This is a genomic window from Aquimarina sp. MMG015 (genome assembly GCF_018100855.1).
In the GTDB taxonomy this organism is placed as follows: Bacteria; Bacteroidota; Bacteroidia; order Flavobacteriales; family Flavobacteriaceae; genus Aquimarina; species Aquimarina latercula.
In genome coordinates this window covers 372449-392803 of sequence record NZ_JAGJEB010000002.1, presented here as the reverse complement: position 1 = coordinate 392803, position 20355 = coordinate 372449, and the positions used below count along the sequence as shown (strand labels likewise).

Annotated in this window: 22 protein-coding genes; 16 read left to right on the top strand and 6 right to left on the bottom strand. The window is 31.1% G+C overall.

All coding sequences use genetic code 11. The annotated features are described in order from the left end of the window. Window positions 1-11: 11 nt before the first annotated feature. From J8L88_RS05030 to J8L88_RS05020, 3 genes are all read left to right on the top strand, one after another. Window positions 12-266 (top strand): acyl carrier protein, encoded by a 255-nt coding sequence (locus J8L88_RS05030; protein WP_027391413.1) that lies wholly within the window; start codon window positions 12-14, stop codon window positions 264-266. Continuing rightward, the gene (locus tag J8L88_RS05025) at window positions 263-808 is read left to right on the top strand and encodes a 4'-phosphopantetheinyl transferase superfamily protein (RefSeq protein ID WP_211060139.1); all 546 of its coding nucleotides are present in this window, start codon (window positions 263-265) and stop codon (window positions 806-808) included. The genes J8L88_RS05030 and J8L88_RS05025 overlap by 4 nt, the downstream gene beginning before the upstream one ends. A 112-nt stretch (window positions 809-920) precedes the next feature. Then, window positions 921-1064 (top strand): hypothetical protein, encoded by a 144-nt coding sequence (locus J8L88_RS05020; RefSeq protein WP_211060138.1) that lies wholly within the window; start codon window positions 921-923, stop codon window positions 1062-1064. A 16-nt stretch (window positions 1065-1080) separates the two neighbouring features. Here J8L88_RS05020 and J8L88_RS05015 read toward each other — a convergent pair whose 3' ends face one another. Further along, on the bottom strand, window positions 1081-1686 hold the full coding sequence (locus tag J8L88_RS05015; RefSeq protein WP_211060137.1) for a YceI family protein: 606 nt from the start codon (window positions 1684-1686) through the stop codon (window positions 1081-1083). A gap of 194 nt (window positions 1687-1880) precedes the next feature. Between J8L88_RS05015 and J8L88_RS05010 the strand changes: the two genes are divergently transcribed. After that, a complete protein-coding gene (locus J8L88_RS05010; RefSeq protein ID WP_027391415.1) occupies window positions 1881-2063 on the top strand; it encodes a hypothetical protein in 183 nt (60 codons plus the stop codon). Window positions 2064-2067: 4 nt separating this feature from the next. Here the strand turns inward: J8L88_RS05010 and J8L88_RS05005 are convergent, their stop codons facing one another. Then, entirely contained in the window at window positions 2068-3270 is a 1203-nt protein-coding gene (locus J8L88_RS05005; protein WP_211060136.1) for a multidrug effflux MFS transporter, read from the bottom strand. 118 nt (window positions 3271-3388) lie between these two features. On the opposite strand from J8L88_RS05005, the gene J8L88_RS05000 reads away from it, so the two are divergent. Both J8L88_RS05000 and J8L88_RS04995 read left to right on the top strand, forming a co-directional pair. Next, window positions 3389-4105 carry a DUF6090 family protein gene (locus J8L88_RS05000; protein ID WP_211060332.1) on the top strand — a complete coding sequence of 239 codons (717 nt, stop codon included), beginning with the start codon at window positions 3389-3391 and terminating at the stop codon, window positions 4103-4105. A 90-nt stretch (window positions 4106-4195) separates the two neighbouring features. Next, window positions 4196-4765 (top strand): DUF4251 domain-containing protein, encoded by a 570-nt coding sequence (locus tag J8L88_RS04995; RefSeq protein WP_211060135.1) that lies wholly within the window; start codon window positions 4196-4198, stop codon window positions 4763-4765. 69 nt (window positions 4766-4834) lie between these two features. Here J8L88_RS04995 and J8L88_RS04990 read toward each other — a convergent pair whose 3' ends face one another. The 3 genes from J8L88_RS04990 to J8L88_RS04980 are packed head-to-tail and all read right to left on the bottom strand — an operon-like array spanning window position 4835 to window position 7718. Further along, complete coding sequence (locus J8L88_RS04990) at window positions 4835-5680, bottom strand: tetratricopeptide repeat protein (RefSeq protein WP_051335927.1); 846 nt, start codon at window positions 5678-5680, stop codon at window positions 4835-4837. Next, entirely contained in the window at window positions 5652-6779 is a 1128-nt protein-coding gene (locus J8L88_RS04985; RefSeq protein ID WP_211060134.1) for a hypothetical protein, read from the bottom strand. The genes J8L88_RS04990 and J8L88_RS04985 overlap by 29 nt, the downstream gene beginning before the upstream one ends. Window positions 6780-6818: 39 nt before the next feature. After that, window positions 6819-7718, bottom strand: a complete 900-nt coding sequence (locus J8L88_RS04980) for an EamA family transporter (protein ID WP_118386254.1) — start codon at window positions 7716-7718, stop codon at window positions 6819-6821. Window positions 7719-8049: 331 nt separating this feature from the next. Between J8L88_RS04980 and J8L88_RS04975 the strand changes: the two genes are divergently transcribed. The 5 genes from J8L88_RS04975 to J8L88_RS04955 all read left to right on the top strand — a co-directional run bounded on the left by J8L88_RS04975 (window position 8050) and on the right by J8L88_RS04955 (window position 13977). Continuing rightward, complete coding sequence (locus J8L88_RS04975; RefSeq protein ID WP_211060133.1) at window positions 8050-10251, top strand: T9SS type A sorting domain-containing protein; 2202 nt, start codon at window positions 8050-8052, stop codon at window positions 10249-10251. Window positions 10252-10409: 158 nt separating this feature from the next. Beyond that, window positions 10410-11468 carry an AraC family transcriptional regulator gene (locus J8L88_RS04970; protein WP_120650570.1) on the top strand — a complete coding sequence of 353 codons (1059 nt, stop codon included), beginning with the start codon at window positions 10410-10412 and terminating at the stop codon, window positions 11466-11468. Window positions 11469-11584: 116 nt separating this feature from the next. After that, on the top strand, window positions 11585-11998 hold the full coding sequence (locus tag J8L88_RS04965; RefSeq protein ID WP_027391423.1) for a nuclear transport factor 2 family protein: 414 nt from the start codon (window positions 11585-11587) through the stop codon (window positions 11996-11998). A 159-nt stretch (window positions 11999-12157) separates the two neighbouring features. Beyond that, the gene (locus J8L88_RS04960) at window positions 12158-12730 is read left to right on the top strand and encodes a TetR/AcrR family transcriptional regulator (protein ID WP_118386250.1); all 573 of its coding nucleotides are present in this window, start codon (window positions 12158-12160) and stop codon (window positions 12728-12730) included. Between the two features lie 104 nt (window positions 12731-12834). Then, entirely contained in the window at window positions 12835-13977 is a 1143-nt protein-coding gene (locus J8L88_RS04955) for an MBL fold metallo-hydrolase (RefSeq protein WP_233557672.1), read from the top strand. 16 nt (window positions 13978-13993) lie between these two features. On the opposite strand, the gene J8L88_RS04950 is transcribed toward J8L88_RS04955, so the two are convergent. After that, a complete protein-coding gene (locus J8L88_RS04950) occupies window positions 13994-14605 on the bottom strand; it encodes a DEAD/DEAH box helicase (RefSeq protein WP_211060132.1) in 612 nt (203 codons plus the stop codon). Between the two features lie 298 nt (window positions 14606-14903). Between J8L88_RS04950 and J8L88_RS04945 the strand changes: the two genes are divergently transcribed. The 5 genes from J8L88_RS04945 (at window position 14904) to J8L88_RS04925 (ending at window position 20255) form a co-directional block, all read left to right on the top strand. Then, the gene (locus J8L88_RS04945; protein WP_118386248.1) at window positions 14904-15758 is read left to right on the top strand and encodes an AraC family transcriptional regulator; all 855 of its coding nucleotides are present in this window, start codon (window positions 14904-14906) and stop codon (window positions 15756-15758) included. A 102-nt stretch (window positions 15759-15860) separates the two neighbouring features. Then, on the top strand, window positions 15861-16196 hold the full coding sequence (locus tag J8L88_RS04940; RefSeq protein WP_027391428.1) for a nuclear transport factor 2 family protein: 336 nt from the start codon (window positions 15861-15863) through the stop codon (window positions 16194-16196). Window positions 16197-16216: 20 nt separating this feature from the next. Then, window positions 16217-17068 (top strand): enoyl-CoA hydratase/isomerase family protein, encoded by an 852-nt coding sequence (locus tag J8L88_RS04935; protein ID WP_027391429.1) that lies wholly within the window; start codon window positions 16217-16219, stop codon window positions 17066-17068. Window positions 17069-17253: 185 nt separating this feature from the next. Next, window positions 17254-18096, top strand: a complete 843-nt coding sequence (locus tag J8L88_RS04930) for a 2OG-Fe(II) oxygenase (protein WP_247666418.1) — start codon at window positions 17254-17256, stop codon at window positions 18094-18096. 233 nt (window positions 18097-18329) lie between these two features. Then, window positions 18330-20255, top strand: coding sequence for a hypothetical protein (locus J8L88_RS04925; RefSeq protein WP_211060130.1), 1926 nt, complete (start codon window positions 18330-18332; stop codon window positions 20253-20255). The last annotated feature ends 100 nt before the right edge of the window (window positions 20256-20355 follow it).

The window sequence follows — 20355 nt, the reverse complement described above, 5'->3', positions numbered from 1 at the left end:
AAAAAAAGTTCATGACAAAAGAAGAATTATTATCTAAACTAAAAACTATTATAAAACCATATGTTCAAAATCAGGAAGGATTACAACAACTTTCTGAAGCTACTAATTTTATTGATGATCTCGAGATTAATTCTGCAAATTTAGTAGATATAATACTTGATGTAGAAGATGAGTTTGGTATCGAAATAGATAATGACGGTATGGATAAAATGTTAACCGTAAAGGCATCTATAGAAGTAATTGAGGATAAATTAGCTGCAAAATGATAGGTGACGATATTGTAGATCTTAAACTTGCACGAATCCAAAGTAATTGGAGAAGAAAAGGGTGGCTGCAAAAGATTTTTACAGAATCAGAACAAGTCATGATTTGGGATTCTGAAGACCCTGATGGATTAGTCTGGAAATTATGGAGTATGAAGGAAGCTACTTATAAAGCTCATCAACGCCGTTTTTCTATACCTAGAAAATATAATCCTTGGGATTTTGTTTGTTCTGATGAGCAGGTTACAATCGATAATCATATTTACAAAACAGTTTCTAAACAGAATAACAAGTACGCTTATACTATTTCTTTCACAGATCATAGTAACTTTATTTCTAAAGTATTTAATGATAATACACTGTTTTATAAAAAAGTATTACAGAATTATGTAGCTGATATAATGGGAGTAAAAAAGTCTTCTATTTCTATTCTTAAGGATATTCATGGAATACCATGTATAAAAATAGATGATAGATCTACAGATATACCGCTTTCTTTCTCTAGTCACGGTTCTTTTTCTTCATTTACCATTGATTTACCTTAGAAGGTTAATAAGGGGCAAAATACCCTATTAAAAACAGTATTTATACCCTTATGTAGTAGTATTATCATTTGTATTTTCGCAACAGGGAAAACAAAAACTAAATCAGTCAAAAATGATAAATACGTTATTAAGTAAAAGGAACGCAAAAAAAGATGAGAAAATAAAAATCACTCGTCTAAAAGAAATGAATATTGTCAATAATGAATTCTTGAAATCTTCAGAAAAACTTGCTAAAGCTTATAATATTCACATATAAATAAATACCAAATAGTTTATTTCAAAATAGGGAAATCAAATACAACATCTAATTTGTTTTTTTCTCTTTCATCATGAATATTTACTCCATAATCACTGGTATAAATTGTAGTTTTACCAAGTAAATTTTTGGTAATATCTAAGGTGAAATTGATAATAACTTCTTTTGTGATACCTTTAATAGTAAGGTTTCCTATCACTTTATAGTTATTGTCACCAAAATGAACTACTTCAGAGCTTTCAAAGCTAATTTTAGGGTATTTCTTTTTGTAGAAGAATTTTTCCCACATTAAATGACCATCTCTTAGGAAGTTACCTGTTTCTAAGGTATTTACTAGAGCTGTTCCTTTAAAATAAGCATTCTCAGGGTCTTCGGGATTAAACGAAATTTTAAAATCTAAACCTCCAATAGTTCCATTGGTATCCTCAGAAATAAAATCAAAGGATATTTTAGCATTTTTTTTATCAAAATCAAGTTTAATAAAATCATTGATTAATGCTTCTTCATGACCAATATAGCCATTGGATCCACTAATCATCTTATCAGCTGGTGGTGTAAATTGACCATATCCAAAAGGAATTAAAAAAATCAAAAAAAGAATTGAGTTTAGGTAGGTTTTCATATCAGAAGTTAATTTTTAAATATATACATAATCAATAATCATTCCAATAGCTTTAACATATCAAACAATGTAAAGTATATGATAATCAGTAAAATAATTATAATTTGATGTTAACATTTCTGCTAAATTCTGAAAATTAATATAACTTAGAAAGGATTTAATTCATCAGGTTACAAATTATAAAAGTTTTGAATATGGAAAATCATAATAAAAAGAAATCCTGGTCAAAGAGAAAGTTTGCTGATTTTCAAAATAAGTATCGTCGATCTTCTAATTTTGGGTATGGATCCAAAAGAGATAAATTCGCTATCACTGGTGATGGAGAACTAGCTGTACCTAGAAAAAAGAATATGGATGATATGAACGCTATTGATTAAAAAATTATTTATTTTTTTTACTTGTAGTTTTCAGATATGTCAAAATCCCTATAGAAATCGCAGCGCAAACCGAAAAACCTAAGAAAAGAGGCAAAGCAGTGTCCTCTACAAATTTTCCTATATAAGTACTAATAGGAACCGCCATTATTGTGCTTAAAAAACCGGTAATAGCAGCGGCTATTCCTGCAATATGACCAACAGGTTCCATTGCTAATGCTCTTAAATTACCAAACAAAAATCCAATCGAGAAAAATTGCAAGCCAAAGAAAATTAATAGTACTAGTACGCTGGGATTAGAATTCCCATAAAACAAACTAAGATATAGTAAAGAAATACCAAAGAAGGAGTAGAGTGAAACAGTAACTAACTTTTCCATTCCATACTTTAGTACTAAAGTTCCGTTTAAAAAAGTGGCCGTACCAATTGAGATTGCTAGTAACGCAAATATATATGGAAATTCATCTTTGAGTCGATATTGTTGTTCGAAAATTTGTTGTGAGCTACTTAAATATACCAAAAAAGAACCGACAATAAATCCCGAAATTAAAGTGTATCCGATCGTAGTCTTGTATTTTATTAATTCTCTTAAACCATCTTTAAATATAGAAGGAGTAAATTTTATACGATTCGAAACTTCCAAAGTTTCTTTTTGTCTTTTCCAAAACCAGATAGATACAAAACCACTAAATATAAGTTGTATGTAAAAAATAGCTTGCCAATTATAATGATCTAGTACAAATTTGCCAAGTGCAGGTGCAATAATAGGTACTAAGAGAAAAACTACTGTTATAAAAGACATAATACGTGCCATATAATCTCCACTGTAAGTGTCTCTAATCATAGCAATAGCTATTGTTCTTGGTGCGGAGAGTCCTATACCTTGTAAAATCCTACCCGCTATCATAACAGCTAAATTAGTTGCGTTGATACACATAAAACTCGCTATTACAAATAGTAATAAGCCGATATAAACTATTGGTTTTCTTCCTAAGCTGTCTGATATTGGCCCAAAAATAAGAGGCCCTATACCGAGGCCTAAAAATATCATAGTAATTAATAGTTGATTGTCTGATAGTTCTGTAGTACCAATATTAATACCTATAATATCTAATGCTGGTAATAGCGCATCTATTGCTAAAGCAACAATAGACATGAGCGATGCCATTAAGACAATAAATTCTAATTGCGCATATTTTTTAAAAAGCATCCGGCAAAAGTAATTTATTTAGTGATGTAGTCTCACATTTAATACCGCTATTTAACCTTTATTTAGGAGCATTTTTTCTGTTTTCTAATAAGGTAGAATTTATTGTATATTGGTTTGTATGAAATTGTTTAACGCACAACGTAAAAATCTAAAGACAGGTAAAGGGATACGAAAATATTTAGTATACGCTGTAGGGGAGATTATTTTAGTAGTAATTGGTATACTAATCGCAGTGAGTATCAACAATGCTAATGAAATTAGAAAAACCAAAAACAATCTAAATAATATTTTAATAGCCTATCAAGAAGATTTAAAAATAGACACATTAACGGTAGGTCGTGTTCTGGATTTATTAGAAGCTAGGAAACAAACTTTTGATCAATTTCTAAGCGATACGGTAACTATCGAAATGTATAAAAAGAATCCGTCTGCTATGGGGTTAGTTTTGAATTACAGTCCATTCGAACTACAACAAAAAGGTATCAGATTACTTAAAAAGTTCGAAAGCACATCCGAAACTGATAGTCTCGTAACTATGATAGTTGCTAATCACAATGGTTTTGATACTTTATTAAGGGAAACACATATACGAATAGGTAGTGATGTAACTGACAATATGGATTTTTTAAAATATAATCACCCTTGGATTGGTGATCTGTTACAAGGTAAATTAGAAAATATCGAAATGTATAATTATTATATAAGTGATACTTACAAAGCCAGATTGGCTATTCATAATGTACTAGTGTATGGAAATTTAAAACCTATTCTAGATCAATACATGAAAAGTTCAAAAACAATTCTAAGTAAAATAGAAGAAAGGATAAAGGATTAGTGGATATTCTATTGTTGAATTGTAGTTTAAAATTCGTAAATTACGGTATAGATTTTGATGTTAATTTATTGTAAAACAAATAAGTATATTATGAGGGCTGTAGTTTTTTTGTTAATGTTAGGAGGTTTTTTGATAGGGTGTAGTAGTTCAAAAAAAACTGTAGAGTCGACTGCTCAGAGTAAAGTTTTAGAAGCACTGATTGCTAAAAAGTCATTTAATATTCAGTCGGACTGGATGTATCCTTTAGCTACATCTAGTATGAATGTTATAGCTAATAGTGGATTGTTACCTCCAGGAAGTACAGTTAATGGGATTAGTTTAATTGGCAACCCCAATCATATAAAATTTCATGGAGATAGTATTTCTATGGACTTACCATTTTATGGAGAGCGTCAATTACCTGGTCAGTATACACGTAATGAAGGTGGTATTGTGTTTAATGGAGTTCCTGATAGATATGAGGTTACAAAAGATGAAAAACGGCAAAGACATATAATTAAATTTACTGTTAAGAATAACAGGGAATCTTATAGAGTTATGGTAACATTATATCCAAACTGGACTTCCAATATAAATATTAATAGTAGCCACCGCACATCTATCCGGTACAGAGGAGATGTATCTACTTTGGAAAAAGATAATGGATTGGTTACCAATTAAATTATACAGTTTTTAGATAAGGGATTTGGTAATTATTCGAAAGTATTATCGTACTATTGTTTTTTTGGACTAGATATTAGTTAGTAGCTCCTCTATATCTTCTTTATATGTTTGATAAAACTCTTCTACATATGGCCTTCTGCTATTATAACCTTGAGCTAAAAGTTCCCTTGACTTATTCAGTGTTTTTTTTATTTCTAATGAGTTTTTTCCTAAAGCTTTAAGAGTCTTTGCTTTCCAATACATTAGATCTGCATTTTTATTATATTGGATACCTAGCTCAAATTTCTCTAAAGCTTTTTCTAGTTCTCCTGTTTCAAAATATGTAATTCCATAATACATAAATGCTCTGCTCTCTATATAATTTATATCTCCAGATTTTGATTCATGATCAAAGAATTTTTTAAAATACTCTTGAGCTTTAGGGTACTCCTTTTTCATCAAATAAGCGACACCTCTCATAAAATCAATATTTTCGGACTGCGGATAATCTACAAAGTTGGGAGTTAATGCGTCTAGTTCATCAAAGTCCTTAATTGCATTATCATAATCTCTATAAAAGTATAAGTATAAATATCCCCTATATCCTTGCCAAGATTCTGGATCCAGCTCTACGGCTTTTTTATACTTCTTCATAGTCTCAGTATTAATACCACGTTTTACTCTTGGAGCACCCATTTCTCTATGAGGATCAGAGAAGGTGGTGTCTAAAATAATAGCTTCTTGGATATGAAAATGTTCTTCTGGCGTGCCTTGATAATATCCTCCTTTTAAGCCTTCTATAAATTGTTTTGCGTATTTCTGAGAAACCGTCTCAGAAAACTCTTTTTTATATAATTTAGGTGGTTGACTACAAGAACTAATAAATAGTGCTAGACAAAATCCACTAAGGTAAAATATCTTGAATCTTTCCATTGTTTAAAATAAAGGTTATATAAAAGTAAGAATCTCTTTTTTTGTTTCTAATAATACATGGTTTCCATTCTTTTACTTCAGAAAGGATATTATATAGGTGCATACTAGTTTCTTCGGGAAACTGTTTTTTATTGTATTCGAAATCAGCAGATTGATCTGTAGTAAATTTACCAGCTTCTCCTTTACAATTAATAACAAACCTAAAAGTCAAGTAGCCAGATTGGTCCCTTAGCTTGTTAATATCTAGTTTACTAAAGATCAATCTTTTTAAACTTCCTTTTCCACCAATAAATCCAGCTCTATCATTTCCTCCATTATAATAATCTGCTATGAATTCTTGATCAGTACATAGTTCTAACTCTTTATCTTTATCTATGGTTTTATTAAAATCAATATAACCAACACGCTTTATGTTGTGTTTAGAAAGAACGTTAAATTCTGAAGGTAATAATTGCTCTACCAAAACTCTTTCCATCTTAAAAACATCCGTTGTTAATGTGGAGGAATACAGGCCTAAATCCTGAACGTAAATATTACGAGAGTGAAAATTTGTAACGCTTTTTTGGTTTTCTCCATATACGGTAGTATCTATAATATTCAATGCAATAATTTTAGCAGGTTTTGAAGCTATCATAGTATCTTTGACCATAGTGATGGTTTTGCTCATATCAACATATCGGGACTTTTCATTCACAAGTTTTGACCTATAGTGGACAGTGTCTTTATCAAAAGTGAGGTAGAAATTCTTGTTTTGTTCCGGATATACAGCTGTAAGTGTATCTTTACCATAAATACGTTCTGCACTAACTTCTATCATGTGATTTCCTTGAATATTAAATTGGTTAGAAGATTGCATTTTAAAAGAAGGACCGTATATTTCTCGGCTATAGGTACTATCGTTAATTTTTTTGGTTACAGAGTAGTCAATATATGTTCTTACGTTTTGTTGATCTTTTAAATATAAATTTCTATAATATTTATTTACGACACCCGTATTTTCAACTCCTTTCGGAATAAAAAAACGTTCATTAGTAAGTGAAGTTTTATTACAAGAATAACATATAACGCATAATAACAGCAATAAAAGCTTTTGGTACATTGAATTGGTATTGGTTGATGACTAAAGGTAGGTCTAATTTTATGAATACAAAATTAAAAATACACCAATCATAATACCGAATAAAGGGATTAGTTTTTTTCTCTTATTTTTTTCTTTAAAGACAATACCGCCAATAACAACAGCGATTAGTATTTGGCTTCTTTTTATAGCGGATAATAACATGATCAACGCCTCTGGATCTTGTAATGCTTTAAAATAAAAATAATCTGCTGCTTGTAGCAATATTCCAACAGCTACAATAGTCCATCGAAAAGTGAATTTCTTTCGTTTTTCTGAATTATTAAACCAAGTAAAGGATAAAATTACCAATAAAATTATAACAGTATAAAAACAAAACCAAAACTGTAAAGTTTGAGGTGTTAGTATTAAATCCTGAATTAAAAATTTATCATACAAACCACTAGAAGCTCCTAGAAATGTAGCACCGATAATGGCAAAAATCCATTTATTTCGTTTAAAATTAATCCCTTCCTTTTTACCTATTTTAGAATATAAGATTACTGAAAATATAATTAGAAAGAAACCAATCCATTGCAAGAAATTTGGGCGCTCTTGATAAATTAGAATGGCTCCTATGAAAGTAAAAAAAGGTCCAGCAGAACGTATTGGAGTAACGATGGTGATAGGTAGGTGTTTTAAAGCTTGATATGCCAGAATCCAGGAAGAAGCCATAATCATGGATTTTATAAAAATAAAACCATGGATTTGCCAAGGAATGCTATTAATATAAAAGCCTATCTGTTTCGTGAAATTTGGATAAAACTGTGAACCAATAAAAAAAGGTAATAACACTAAAAAACCAGATCCAATGGTACCAAGAAGCACAGGAAAAACCTCATTTCCTTGTACTGCGTGTTTTTTACATAAGTTGTGTAAACCTAAAAATAGTGCCGCTAATAAACCTAAATACATCCACATGCCGCGAATATAAGTTATTAGTAAATTTTATGAATAATTAGGTTTATATATTTCAAATTCCTTTGATTAATACTAAGAATTATTTCCTTTCATTTTTATTCTTTTTTCGATAAAATCGAAAAATACCATTAAACGACAATCGTTAAAATAACTGTAGGAATTATACTTCTGTTATTTTTTATATAACATAATTATGAATATTGTATTTTTTTAAGAATTATTTTGATATTTATTCAATTTAATGAATATATTTGCGGCATCAAACCAATTTATTATTCACGCATAATACTTTTTAACTATTTAACACAAATCAATTAATTAAAACCTTACAATGAAAACTCAACTAAGCTTTACAAAAAGAACGTTATGGCTATTAGTCATAACAATTATGACTACTATTGCACTACAAGCACAGCAAGTCATTAATGCTACATTACAAAATGACGGTAGAACCAGACAATATCGTTTGTATATTCCTGCGAGCTATGATGCCAATCAACCTGCTCCTTTAATTTTAAATTTCCATGGTTTTACTAATAACATTGATACTCAGTACAATCAAAGTGATTTTAGACAATTAGCCGAGGATAATCAATTCATTTTTGTCACTCCTCAAGGTTTAGGAGGCTTTTTCTCTGGATGGGCTATTAATAATAACTTTGGTGGTAATGAGGATGATTTAGGATTCTCAGATGCCTTGATTGATGTAATTCAGCAAGATTATAATATCAACGAAAAGCGAATTTATGCTACAGGATTCTCCAATGGAGGATTTTTTAGTTACAGACTTGCTTGCGAATTAAGTCCTAGGATCGCAGCTGTTGCTTCGGTTGCAGGAAGTATGACTAGAAGCTGGATTACCAATAATCAATGTCAACCACAACATCCAACTGCAGTATTACAAATTACGGGAACGAATGATAATGTAATTTCTATAAATGGTAACGGAACGAATGAACCAATACAGGATGTTATGGAATATTGGTCTGCAGTTAATAATGGAGATAGTACACCAGATGTGATTCAATTAGGAGGAGGATCTACTCGTTCTATCTGGGATAACGGTGATAATGGGGTAACGGCAGAATTTATTAGAGTCCAAGGAAAAGGACATAGCTGGAACGGTGGAAACGTAAATACATCTCAAGAAATTTGGGATTTCTTTTCTAGATTTGATATTGATGGAGCAATTGATGGTACGCCACCACCTCCGCCTAATGATACCTGTTCTGGTGATGTAACTTCTTTTCCGTTCAACGAAAGTTTTGAAAGTAATTTTGGCGAGTGGAGTAATGCTACTTCTGGAGATGATATCAACTTTACGAGAAATTCAGGAGGAACTCCTTCAAATCAAACGGGGCCAAGTAGTGCTACTGATGGAAGTACTTATATCTACGTAGAAGCCTCTGGTAATGGTACAGGTTTTCCTAATAAAAGAGCAATACTAAATTCACCTTGTTTGAACTTTACTAATGTAGATTCTCCAACCCTTAATTTTGAATATCATATGTTTGGTAGTCAAATTAATAGCTTAACAGTAGAAGCAAGAACAAACAATACTGGAAATTGGTTACCAATATTTAGTAGATCAGGAGATCAAGGTAATATATGGAACGAAACAAGTATAGATCTAACGAGTTATGCAGGTAATCCAAGTGTACAATTACGTTTTAATGTATTGACAGGAACTGGCGCTAGTGGATGGCAAAGTGATATTGCTATTGATGCTGTAAGTATCCAAAATGGTACAGGAAATCCAAATCCAACCTGTGATAGTATTGACTTTAATGACTTTGCAATCACCTCTTTTTCTAACCAAGATAGTGCAGGAAATTTCGCTATACAGAATGGAGGAGGAGCTTTATCATTAACTAACAATACTTGGAAATATATTGGTCTTAATTATACCGTTACTGCAAATACAGTAATCGAATTTGATTTTAGCAGCACATCGCAAGGAGAGATTCATGCAGTAGGTTTTGAAGATAATAATTCACTAACATCCTCACGTTATTTTAAGGTACACGGTACTCAAAACTATGGAGTAACGAATTTTGATAATTATTCTTCTGGTACAACTACTTATGTAATTCCTGTTGGGAATTTTTATACCGGAGCTATGGATAGATTGGTGTTTATCAATGATAATGATGCAGGATCAGGAAATAATTCTATCTTCTCTAACGTAAAAATATATGAAGGGTCTTGTAACGGTTTATCTGCAACAGAGGTAATTGCTAATTTAGATGATAAAAGACCAATTATGGGAACTGATAAAGAAGGTATCGAAGCAATAAAAATGTCTCCGAATCCAACATCTGATCAGTTCTCTCTTCAGTTAAGTTCTCAAAGTACCGAAGATGCTATTGTGCATATATATAATACATTGGGGCAGAAAAAGTATGAAGCTTTATTAACCCCAGGAATCAATAATTTCTCTGCGCGTAGTTTGTCGCTTAGTTCTGGAGTTTATATTGTAAAAATTAAATCAAAGGGTAGCGAAGAGATTACTCAAAAATTAATTGTTAGATAATTCATAACAAACTATCAAACTAATAATTTACAAAAGATGCTTCGGTAATTAATACTGAAGCATCTTTTCTTTTTATACTTTGTGAAATTTTTGAGTAAGTAAGATTGTTAATAATCTGAAATAACATTTCTTATATTTGTTATACTAACAGTCATCATTTGGAATTCAGTAAAAATTTATTGTTTTTTTTTAGTGCTTTAGGAGCCTTTAACGGACTCTTTCTTAGTCTTTATTTTGGGTTTCTAGTTAAGAATAGGAGCAGAGCCACTCTTTTTTTAGCAGCTCTTTTATTTGTAATAAGTGTTCGTGTTACTAAATCAGTTTTCTTAACGTTTTATCCAGGTACATCTTCTGTATTCGTTAGTATAGGTTTAACAGCCTGTTTTTTAATTGGCCCATTTTTATATCTATATACCAAAATTGCTATAAACCCTCACAAAGTTCATAAATGGAATTGGTTATTTCATATTGTTCCGATACTTATATTTATGATTATCATTAGTATTGAATATCCCTATAGAGAATACAAACACTTGTGGTGGCTTAGTCCACCAAGAATATTTGGTTCCCTTTTATTTATCCAATGGACAACCTATACAATCGCAGCTATATATCAATCTAGGAATAGGTTTAGGAAACTTTGGAGTAAAACAGAGAAGATTACTACGCTAGATTTTTGGATCATTAATATCGTTACAGGTGGTTTTATTATTTGGTTAGCATATAATACCACAACATATACTTCTTATATTGTTGGAGCACTGTCATTTTCATTTACCTTTTACATTACTTTGGTTATTTGGATTATAAAACGAAGAAATAGTACACTTACGTTTCTTACACCTATAGTAAAATATGCTAATAAAAAGATAGACCAGGAAAAGGCATCTTCTATTGCCGATAGATTAAATATCTTGTTTGAAAAAGATGAAATACATCGTGACCCTAATCTAAAGTTATCTGATGTTGCTAGTAAGCTAGATATAAAACCGCACGAACTATCTCAGTACCTTAATGATAATCTTGGCTTAAGTTTTTCTAATTATATAAACAACTATCGCATAAAAACTGCCACAGAACTAATTCAAACAAATACACTACTTACTTTAGAAGCAATTGGTAATGAATGCGGTTTTAAATCGAACTCTACTTTTTATACCGCTTTTAAAAAACAAGAAGGAATGACACCATCTCAGTTTAAAAAATCGTGTAAATGATATGTGTATTTTTCTGCGGAATTATAAATCCATAGAACATCAACTCGTTTTGTATAATGATTTTTGAAGTTTTGAAATAGATTAGCATACTAAATCAATCTTTTAAAAATCGAACAATGAAAAAATTATTGCTATTATCTGTATGTTTAATTAGTTTTTACATAACCTCTGGGCAATCAGACAAAGATCAAATCACTGAAACTCTTCTACATTATATAGAAGGAACCGCAAATGGAGCACCAGAAAGAATAAAAAAAGCCTTTCATAAAGATTTAAATTTATATTCAATATCTAATGATACTTTGAGTATTAGATCTGGTAAGAAGTATATTAGTTATTTTAAAGAAGGTCAAAAACGGGAAAGAGTTGGTAAGATAGTTTCAATAGATGTTGTAAATGATGCAGCTATTGCAAAAGTAGAAATCGATGTACCAACTAGAAAAAGGCTATATACCGATTATATGATGTTACTAAAGGTAAAGGGTACTTGGAAAATTATCCATAAATCATATACTCATATTAATTACTAAGCAGGCCTTAGTCATGTAATTGTATCTCTATAGTTTGATGGTTGTTTTGTTTTATGTCTTCAAGTATATTATTATATAAATACGATCCAATTATTAATTAAATCAAATCTATAAGGTGATAATCGAATATATATTCGATTATTACCTTATATTTGCATTGTGAGAGTAAAAGATGAGCATAAACGAGAGGCAATTATAGCACACACCTTGGATATTGTTTCCGAAAAGGGATTTGCTGGTATAAAAATGTCTACGTTGGCTAACAGAATTGGTATTTCGGTCTCCACATTGTATGTCTATTATAAAAACAAAGATGATCTTATAGTATCCATAGCAAGCGAGTTAATAACTAATATTACTAAAAATAGTGTTCAAGATATTACAGAGGATATACCTTTTAAACTTAGAATGAAAGCTGTTTGGTTATACTGGATTAATTTTAGTATAAATCACAGTAAAGAGATGAATTTTATAACACAAGTAAAAAAGTCGCCGTACTATGAAAAAATTCCAACGGCAATAATAGAAACCAAAAACAGAATTGGAACGAATTTATTTGAGTTAGGTAAGAAAGAAGGACTTATTAGGGATATTGATAATGAAGTTTTGGAAGCTACAATTGGAGCACTGTTATATGAAACTGTTAACCTAATTATAAATAAGAAAATACAGTTAAATAAAAAGGACACGGATATGATGTTTTCCTTTGTTTGGAATGCTATAAAAAGTTAATTTTTTTTGTTCATAAAAGAATATTTATTCGATTATAAAGAATCTTTTACATACTTAAAAATTAAATATCCAGCTAATGAAAGATAAGAATCTTAAAACAACTAATGAAAAATAATTTTTTTAAATATTTAAAACGAATGATTGCAGGTATAGGAATTCTTGTTGGCATAGTGCTACTAATAGCTATTTTGTTTATTAATTTAAGTCCTGAGTTTGGAGGTAAGGCAACAGATGAGCAACGAGATTCATATACTTCTTCAAAAAATTATAAGGATGGAAAATTTATAAACACTAATGAGGTAAAGCTAGATATGAGTCTAAGTGATATGGGTAAGAGTCTTATTGGATATTTAAAATCTCAACCGAATACAGTACCCAATGATAATTTACCTATTAAAGAAGTGGATTCTTTGGATATTGTAGAGTTTAAAAAAGAGTCGAGTCTTATTTGGTTTGGCCATTCGTCATTTTTGTTACAGGTTAATCATAAAAACATATTGATAGATCCTATGCTTGGAAATGTACCAGCACCACATCCTATGTTAGGAGGAAAACGTTTTAGTAAAAGCCTTCCGATAGAAATAGAAAAAATGCCTAAAATAGATGCTGTTCTTATTTCTCACGATCATTATGATCATTTAGATTATGGTTCTATTCAGAAACTAAAAGATAAAGTAACTATGTTTTACACACCATTAGGAGTTGGGGCTCATCTACAAAAATGGGGAATAGAAAAGGAACGAATTATAGAATTAGATTGGTGGGAAGAAATTATGTATGAAGAAATAAAATTCATATGTACACCTGCACAACATTTTTCTGGGAGGGGCCTAACTGATAGAGCAAAAACATTGTGGAGTTCTTGGATAATTCAATCGGATAAAGAAAATATCTTTTTTAGTGGTGATAGTGGATATGCGGATCATTTTAAAAAGATAGGTGAGAAGTATGGCCCATTCGATTTTGCTATGATAGAATGTGGCCAGTACAACGAAATGTGGCCAGATATACATATGTTCCCAGAAGAGACTGCACAAGCGGGATTAGATGTTAGGGCAAAAGTAATAATGCCAATTCATTGGGGTGGTTTTAAGTTGGCAATGCATACTTGGAAAGATCCTATAGAACGAGTTAGCAAGAAAGCTAAAGAATTGAATATTAGTATGGTTACTCCAATGATTGGAGAATCAATTTTTCTAAAAGAAAACAACAATCTGAAAAAATCTTGGTGGGAAAATATTGAGTAAATACTATAATTGAGTGTTATACAGATATTTTTTTAGAATACTCCATAAAACTATTTTCAAAACGCTTTAGTTTAGGATCAAGCTTTTCTGAATATAAGACGAATTGACATTTTTTAATACCACGAGTAATAGAAAGGAGTGCAGTATACGCTGCATTTTCAGTCATAAAACCTGCATCATCAACACTAAATATTTTTAATTGCGAAACACTTAATCCATTAGCTAATAGTAACTTATTTAGTGTTACGGGTGTCGAAATAAGGATATCAAGTCCTTCGAATATTTCTGATTTTTGAAGATCAATATGTAATTCCTCGTGACTTAAATATACTCGTAAAGAGTTATGCTTGGTATATTTTAAGAACAAATCATACAATTCTGTGGCTTTTTCTTTGTTTTTTACAAGCACGATTGCTCTAGGTGCATTACCAACAGCAGTACATTTTAGTTTATGTAAAATAGTAAGAATAAGTGTAGTCGTTTTACCTATATCCGTTGGACCACTGCAAAATACATTAGCGCCACTTTTTATTACAGGAATAGCTTTAGTTTGAAAAGGTGTCGGCAAAGTTATATCTAAGTCCGAGAGCTTTTCCTGTATATCAGCGTGTAATTTTTTAAAAGGCATAGAATTATAAGAGATATCTTTTTAATATAATTTCTCGACAAATATACTACCAACAAACCGAATAAATTAATATTATTACCTGAACTGTGGACTGGTTTCCAAATAGCTATAACTGAGAATTTACAATAAAGATAGTGTAGATGCTAAAATCCTCGTTTTTTACTAAAATCACAAGTGTTTTTACTAATTAGAGCTTTTTTATCTAACTATATTTGTTTTACAAAATGAGTAAAACGCTAATTTCGAAATGTTTGATTTTTAAATTAGTTGTAATGCAAAAATTATAGTTAGTAAAATAATGCCTAGAACTATATTCCAAAATATTGTAATTCAAAAATTTGAGGAAGCAACATCTTTAGCTTTTTGTAAATACACTCCCATACGTTTTTTCGAAATTCTACATATAGAAAAGGGTACAGGAACTATTGTTATCAATAATCACAAAGTTAAGTATAGTGATAATCAACTATTCATCTTAATACCTAGTGATCAATATAATTTAGAAATTGAAACCCCGACAACAGTTTCTGCTGTAAAATTTCTAAATAGTTTTTTTAGTAGCTCTAGCTTAGAAGAAAATGAATTACAACGAAAAGAGTGGTTTAGAAGAATAGAAATAATTTTACATAGTGCAGATAGAACATCTAATTTAAGGCTAAAGTTCAATACTGATCAATATAGTTTAAACTCTTTGTTTTCAGTATTGTGCAATGAATATAATGATGAGAATTTAAAAAATGAAGTCGTACTAAAATCAACGATGCATACTATTTTACATATTATTTCTAGAAATGTAAATTTTATATCTTCAAAAATGTCTAGTTCTAAAATTCAGGACATTATTAATTATATCCATAGTAATATTCATGATTCTGAAAAACTAACAAAAAAGGAATTAGCAAATCAATTTCATATTTCAGAAAATTACATTAGTCAATATTTTAAAAATAAAATGAATATTGGTTTAAAGAAATACATTCTTAATTACAAATTGAAATTAGCAGAAACTCGCTTAAAATATACAGATTTAACAGTTACAGAAATTTCTCAAGAATTGGGTTTTACTGATAGCAGTCACTTAGATAAAACCTTTCTTTCTTATAAAGGAATAACGGCAAAAAAATATAAAGCTAGTTTGAGTACTACCCTATAATTATAGATTCCTCATTTTTTACTAAATCATCTTTTTTTCTTACTAAATCTAGGCTCTAGACTCAGCGTAAATTTGAATTATAATTCATAAACAATAGTTATAATGAAAAATTCACAAGAAGTATTTGAGAGCCATATGAGGGCTGTTGACACATTAGAACCTTCTAAAGTAGCTGAAGATTATACGGATGATGCAATCTTCATTACGCCGGAAAAAACGTATAAAGGAAAACAAGCAATTTTCGATTTTTATAAAGAGTTCCTTCCAAATTTTGATGGTTTTAAGTTTAAAATTATCAAACAAGAAGTCCACGATAATGTAGTGTATTTCGTTTGGAACGGAAAAAACACACATCTAGATATACAACTTGCTACAGACACTTATATCATCGATAATGGAAAAATAAAGCAACACACATTTGCCGCAATTAATAATTAACACTTTTAAATATATACACAATGGACTACAAAAATTTTCAAACATTCACAGCAGAACAAAAAGGCGGAATTTTAACAGTAGATATCAACTTTGGACCTGTAAACGTACAAGGACAAGAAATGTTAGCGGACTTAAGCAGTTTATGTCTTCGTTTAGAACGAGATAGAAGTGTAAAAGTAGTTGTTTTTCAATCTTCTAATCCAGGATATTGGGTATGTCACTATGATACAAATCTCCTAAGGGATATGTCTGAAGAAGCTGTACCAAGAAACGAAGTAAAACTACTTGATTTACAATCAGTATTAGAGCGATTAAGTAATGTGCCACAAGCTACTATAGCAAAAATAGAAGGTTTTGCACGTGGCGGTGGTCACGAGATGGCATTAGCTTTAGATATGCGTTTCGCAGCACGTGGCAAAGCAAAATTTATGCAAATGGAAGTAGGTATGGGGATTTTACCATGTGGTGGTGGAGCATCTCGTATGGCAAGACAAGCAGGATTGGGTAAAGCACTAGAAATTATTTTAGGAGCAAGAGATTGGGATGCAGACGAGGCAGAAAAATTTGGTACAATCAATAAGGCTTTAGATGCAGATGAAATAGGAGCTTATGTAGATGCATTAGCAGAACGTATTTCTAAATTTCCAGCTGAATCTATCGAAGCTTGTAAAAGAGCTGTTTATGCTTCTATCGATTTACCTATCGCTGAAGCATTACATGAAGAAGCCTATCAATTGTTTCAAGCAACTAGCAAAACACCAGCAATAAAGCGATTTACAATTGCAGATGAAAATGGAGCACAATTTGACCACGATAATCAAAAGAACTGGGAAAATATGTTAATTGATTTACAGGAAATCCAAAGAGATTAAGAATTGATTTTATTCAATAATTACAATGGATGCTCAAAAATACCGGGCATCCATTATAAAAAAATAGTATTAAAATGAAAAAAAATAATGCACTCGCACAGGCTCGTGCGCTCACTCTACCATCTCGTGAAGCATCGTTAAAACGTGAAGTATCTGTTTCTCAATTTTGGAACAGCAACCGAAAATTGCTCGAAAATGCATGGGCAGAATGGGAAATCGAAAATAAAGATCATTTACTTATTCCGGATGAAACATTACTCGACCCAAGCTTGCTACAAGCTATTAATGACGCGTGGGAAAACCCAGAAAAAGAAAATGTTGTTGCCGACTTATGGAAAGAAATTATTCCAGGTGTTTATTCTGCGCAATTTTTTAATCTTGATCGTTTAATAGAATTTCGTGATTATCTAGAAGCAGTGATAAATTCACAAATTCCTAAACGTCCACCATATGGTATCCAATTAAATCGTTATGGAATTATGCTTGACCCACGCTCCGAAGGACATCTCGCTGCACCTAATTTTCAGGCATTTTACAATGATATAATGAACCGTTATATGCGTCCGATTGCTCGTTTGTTATTAGGTACTTATGGCTATGATAGCCAAACATTTGGTTTTTCCATTCAATACAACCCTGATAAAGATAAAGATTTGCATGCGCATACTGATGCTTCAGCTGCTACTTTGAATATCAATATTAACTTAGCTGATGAAGAATTTACAGGTTCACAAGTTGATTTTCATGATAAAACTACTGGAAAAATTGTACAGACTATTTTTGAACCGGGTAAAGCAATAATCCATCGTGGTGATGTCCCACACGCTACACACCCTATTACCAGTGGACAACGCAGCAATTTGGTTGTTTGGTTATATGGAGATCATATGCAGATCCCTAGAGGTAATACAAGCAGTTATGGTAATTCTGATAATTCGATATCTAAATTTGATGAACCAAAAAATATAACAGCTCATCAACGTTGGAGTATACCGGACGCACCCAAAGATACTTTTGCGCCATTTTAAAAAGTCTAGTTAATATCTACTTGTATCAAGCGCTATATTGAATTATCAAGTTATCGCAGAAAGGTATAGGAGTGAAGTGGAAGTATATCAAAAAAGGTTATTTTTTCTCGTAGTTTTCGTTTTTCTAGAACCATTTAGTTTTTCATTAGTTCACCTTATTGTTTGCTTTATTATTATTTAGAAATTAATAACTAACTTGCTAGTAACTAATAAACTAATTAACTACCTAAACGATGAAAAGTTTTTTAATAGCTTCTCTCGTCCTTTTTGTATTATACGGATGTGAGCAAAAACAAAAAGCCCCAGACTCAACGCCAACAACGGATACTTTCGTCCAAATGACTAAAGCCGATAGTATTGTTAGTAGAACATTCCCAGATCCTGATAGTCCTGATCCAAAAGTCATGCGGGTGTATGAAAAATTAAACTTTGGCAATGGATATAATAGCTCTACAGGACAAGAGTATTTCGGTGTTTTTGATTTTGATGGTATTGTTAAGGGAGCGGAAATATCGGCAGGAGCCAGAGGAAACACAGGACAAATTACGGTAGATCGTGTTAGCACACAAGAAGACTTAAAAGAATCATTAGATATATCTGCAAAGGCAGAGTTGGATTTTACCTTAGGTAATTGGAGCTCTCAAAATGAGCTTAAGGTCAATGTGCTTAATGAAACAGAGTTTAGTAGTTTTTCTGATCATTTATTAATTAAGGCAGAATATGTAAATGAACCACTGGTCTTGATCCAACCGAAAATAAAACCAGCTCTCATAGAATTGGCAAAAAATGATCCAGAAGCTTTTATACGCACCTGCGGTGATATGTTTGTTAGCAGAATTTATACGGGAGGTGAGTTATTTACCTTATATACTATGCATACTCGTAATACTAGAGAAAAGGAAAAAGTTGATGTGTTTTTTAAAACTACAAATCAATACCTAGGCGTAAAAGTCAATGGAGAAATTAATGTGGAAAAGGTTAAAGAAAAACAAGAAAGTACAAAAAGTATTAATACTACAATTATTTCTAGAGGTGGTGGTCCAACACCTCGTGATCTAAATATAGAATCATTTTTAGAATATGCTGCACAATTTAAAGAAGATGTAAGTGCAGACAAGCGCGCGGTTATTTTATATGTAGAAATGAGTCCATATGAAAGTATTGCAGGTTTTCCTGATATTGATTTTAGCCAAATTAGAGTTGTACAGCGAAAGGTTTTAGAAGATGCGGGACATCTACTAGCATTAGTTAAAGAAGCTAAAGGTAATATAGAATTTGTAAGAAATAATCCGGATTTGTTTTCCGAAGAGGATATCAATCAGTGTGATATTGAGGAAGATTTAGCTTCAAATTATGAATCATTATTACAAAGAATGATAAGAGATTGTCGAGAAGATCCAAATTCCTGCTATATAGACGATTTATCCATTTTTAGGGACTACGAAGGATTTAAACCTGACATCGAACTTCCTGAATGGGACGGAGAGACAACACCTCTACCATTGGCTACAGATCAAGGTTGGACAACCGTTTTTTCAAATACTCAAAATGATGCACTTATTTTGTCAATTCAGGGTGATATGGAAATAAAGAGAAATGATAAAACTACAGAAATAGATTGCAGGCAACCCACCCATAAAATAGATAAACGTTTGGTTTCTTATTATAACGAAAATGACACTTTCTGGAAATTTTTATTTGGTGGAGCGCATTATGTACCAGTTTATGAAGAATATACATATCCCTATTACCAAGTACAATATGTGAGTAAAGAAACAAACAAAATAATACAAACATTAAACTATAATGGACCGCTGAAGCCTATTAATGATGTAGAAATCAGAATACGATTAGTTAACCCAAACACGCGGTTATTATTTAAAAAAGGCAATGAATATGTTGCTGTAAGTCCAGATATTATAAATAAAATAGGTTACAAAGCTTCTCCTTTTTATAAAACTATACGTTCTTGTCAGATGGCACTTCCAGTTTCTGCAGTTATTGCGGATGAAAATACAAAACCTAGAAAAGAAAAAAGAACTCCCAAAATGATGAGTTCAAATATGCAAACAGTAGATAGAAATATTAACCGTCCTGCAGTAAAATTAATAGATGGCGTCTATCAATATGATTATTCTGAATATTGGAAAAATAACTAATATTAAAGGTTCTTGTAAAGTTAAAAAGTATGATTTTTATATTAATAGAGTAACATCCATAAGAATAAATAAAGGCAGCAATACTAAATTGCTGCCTTTA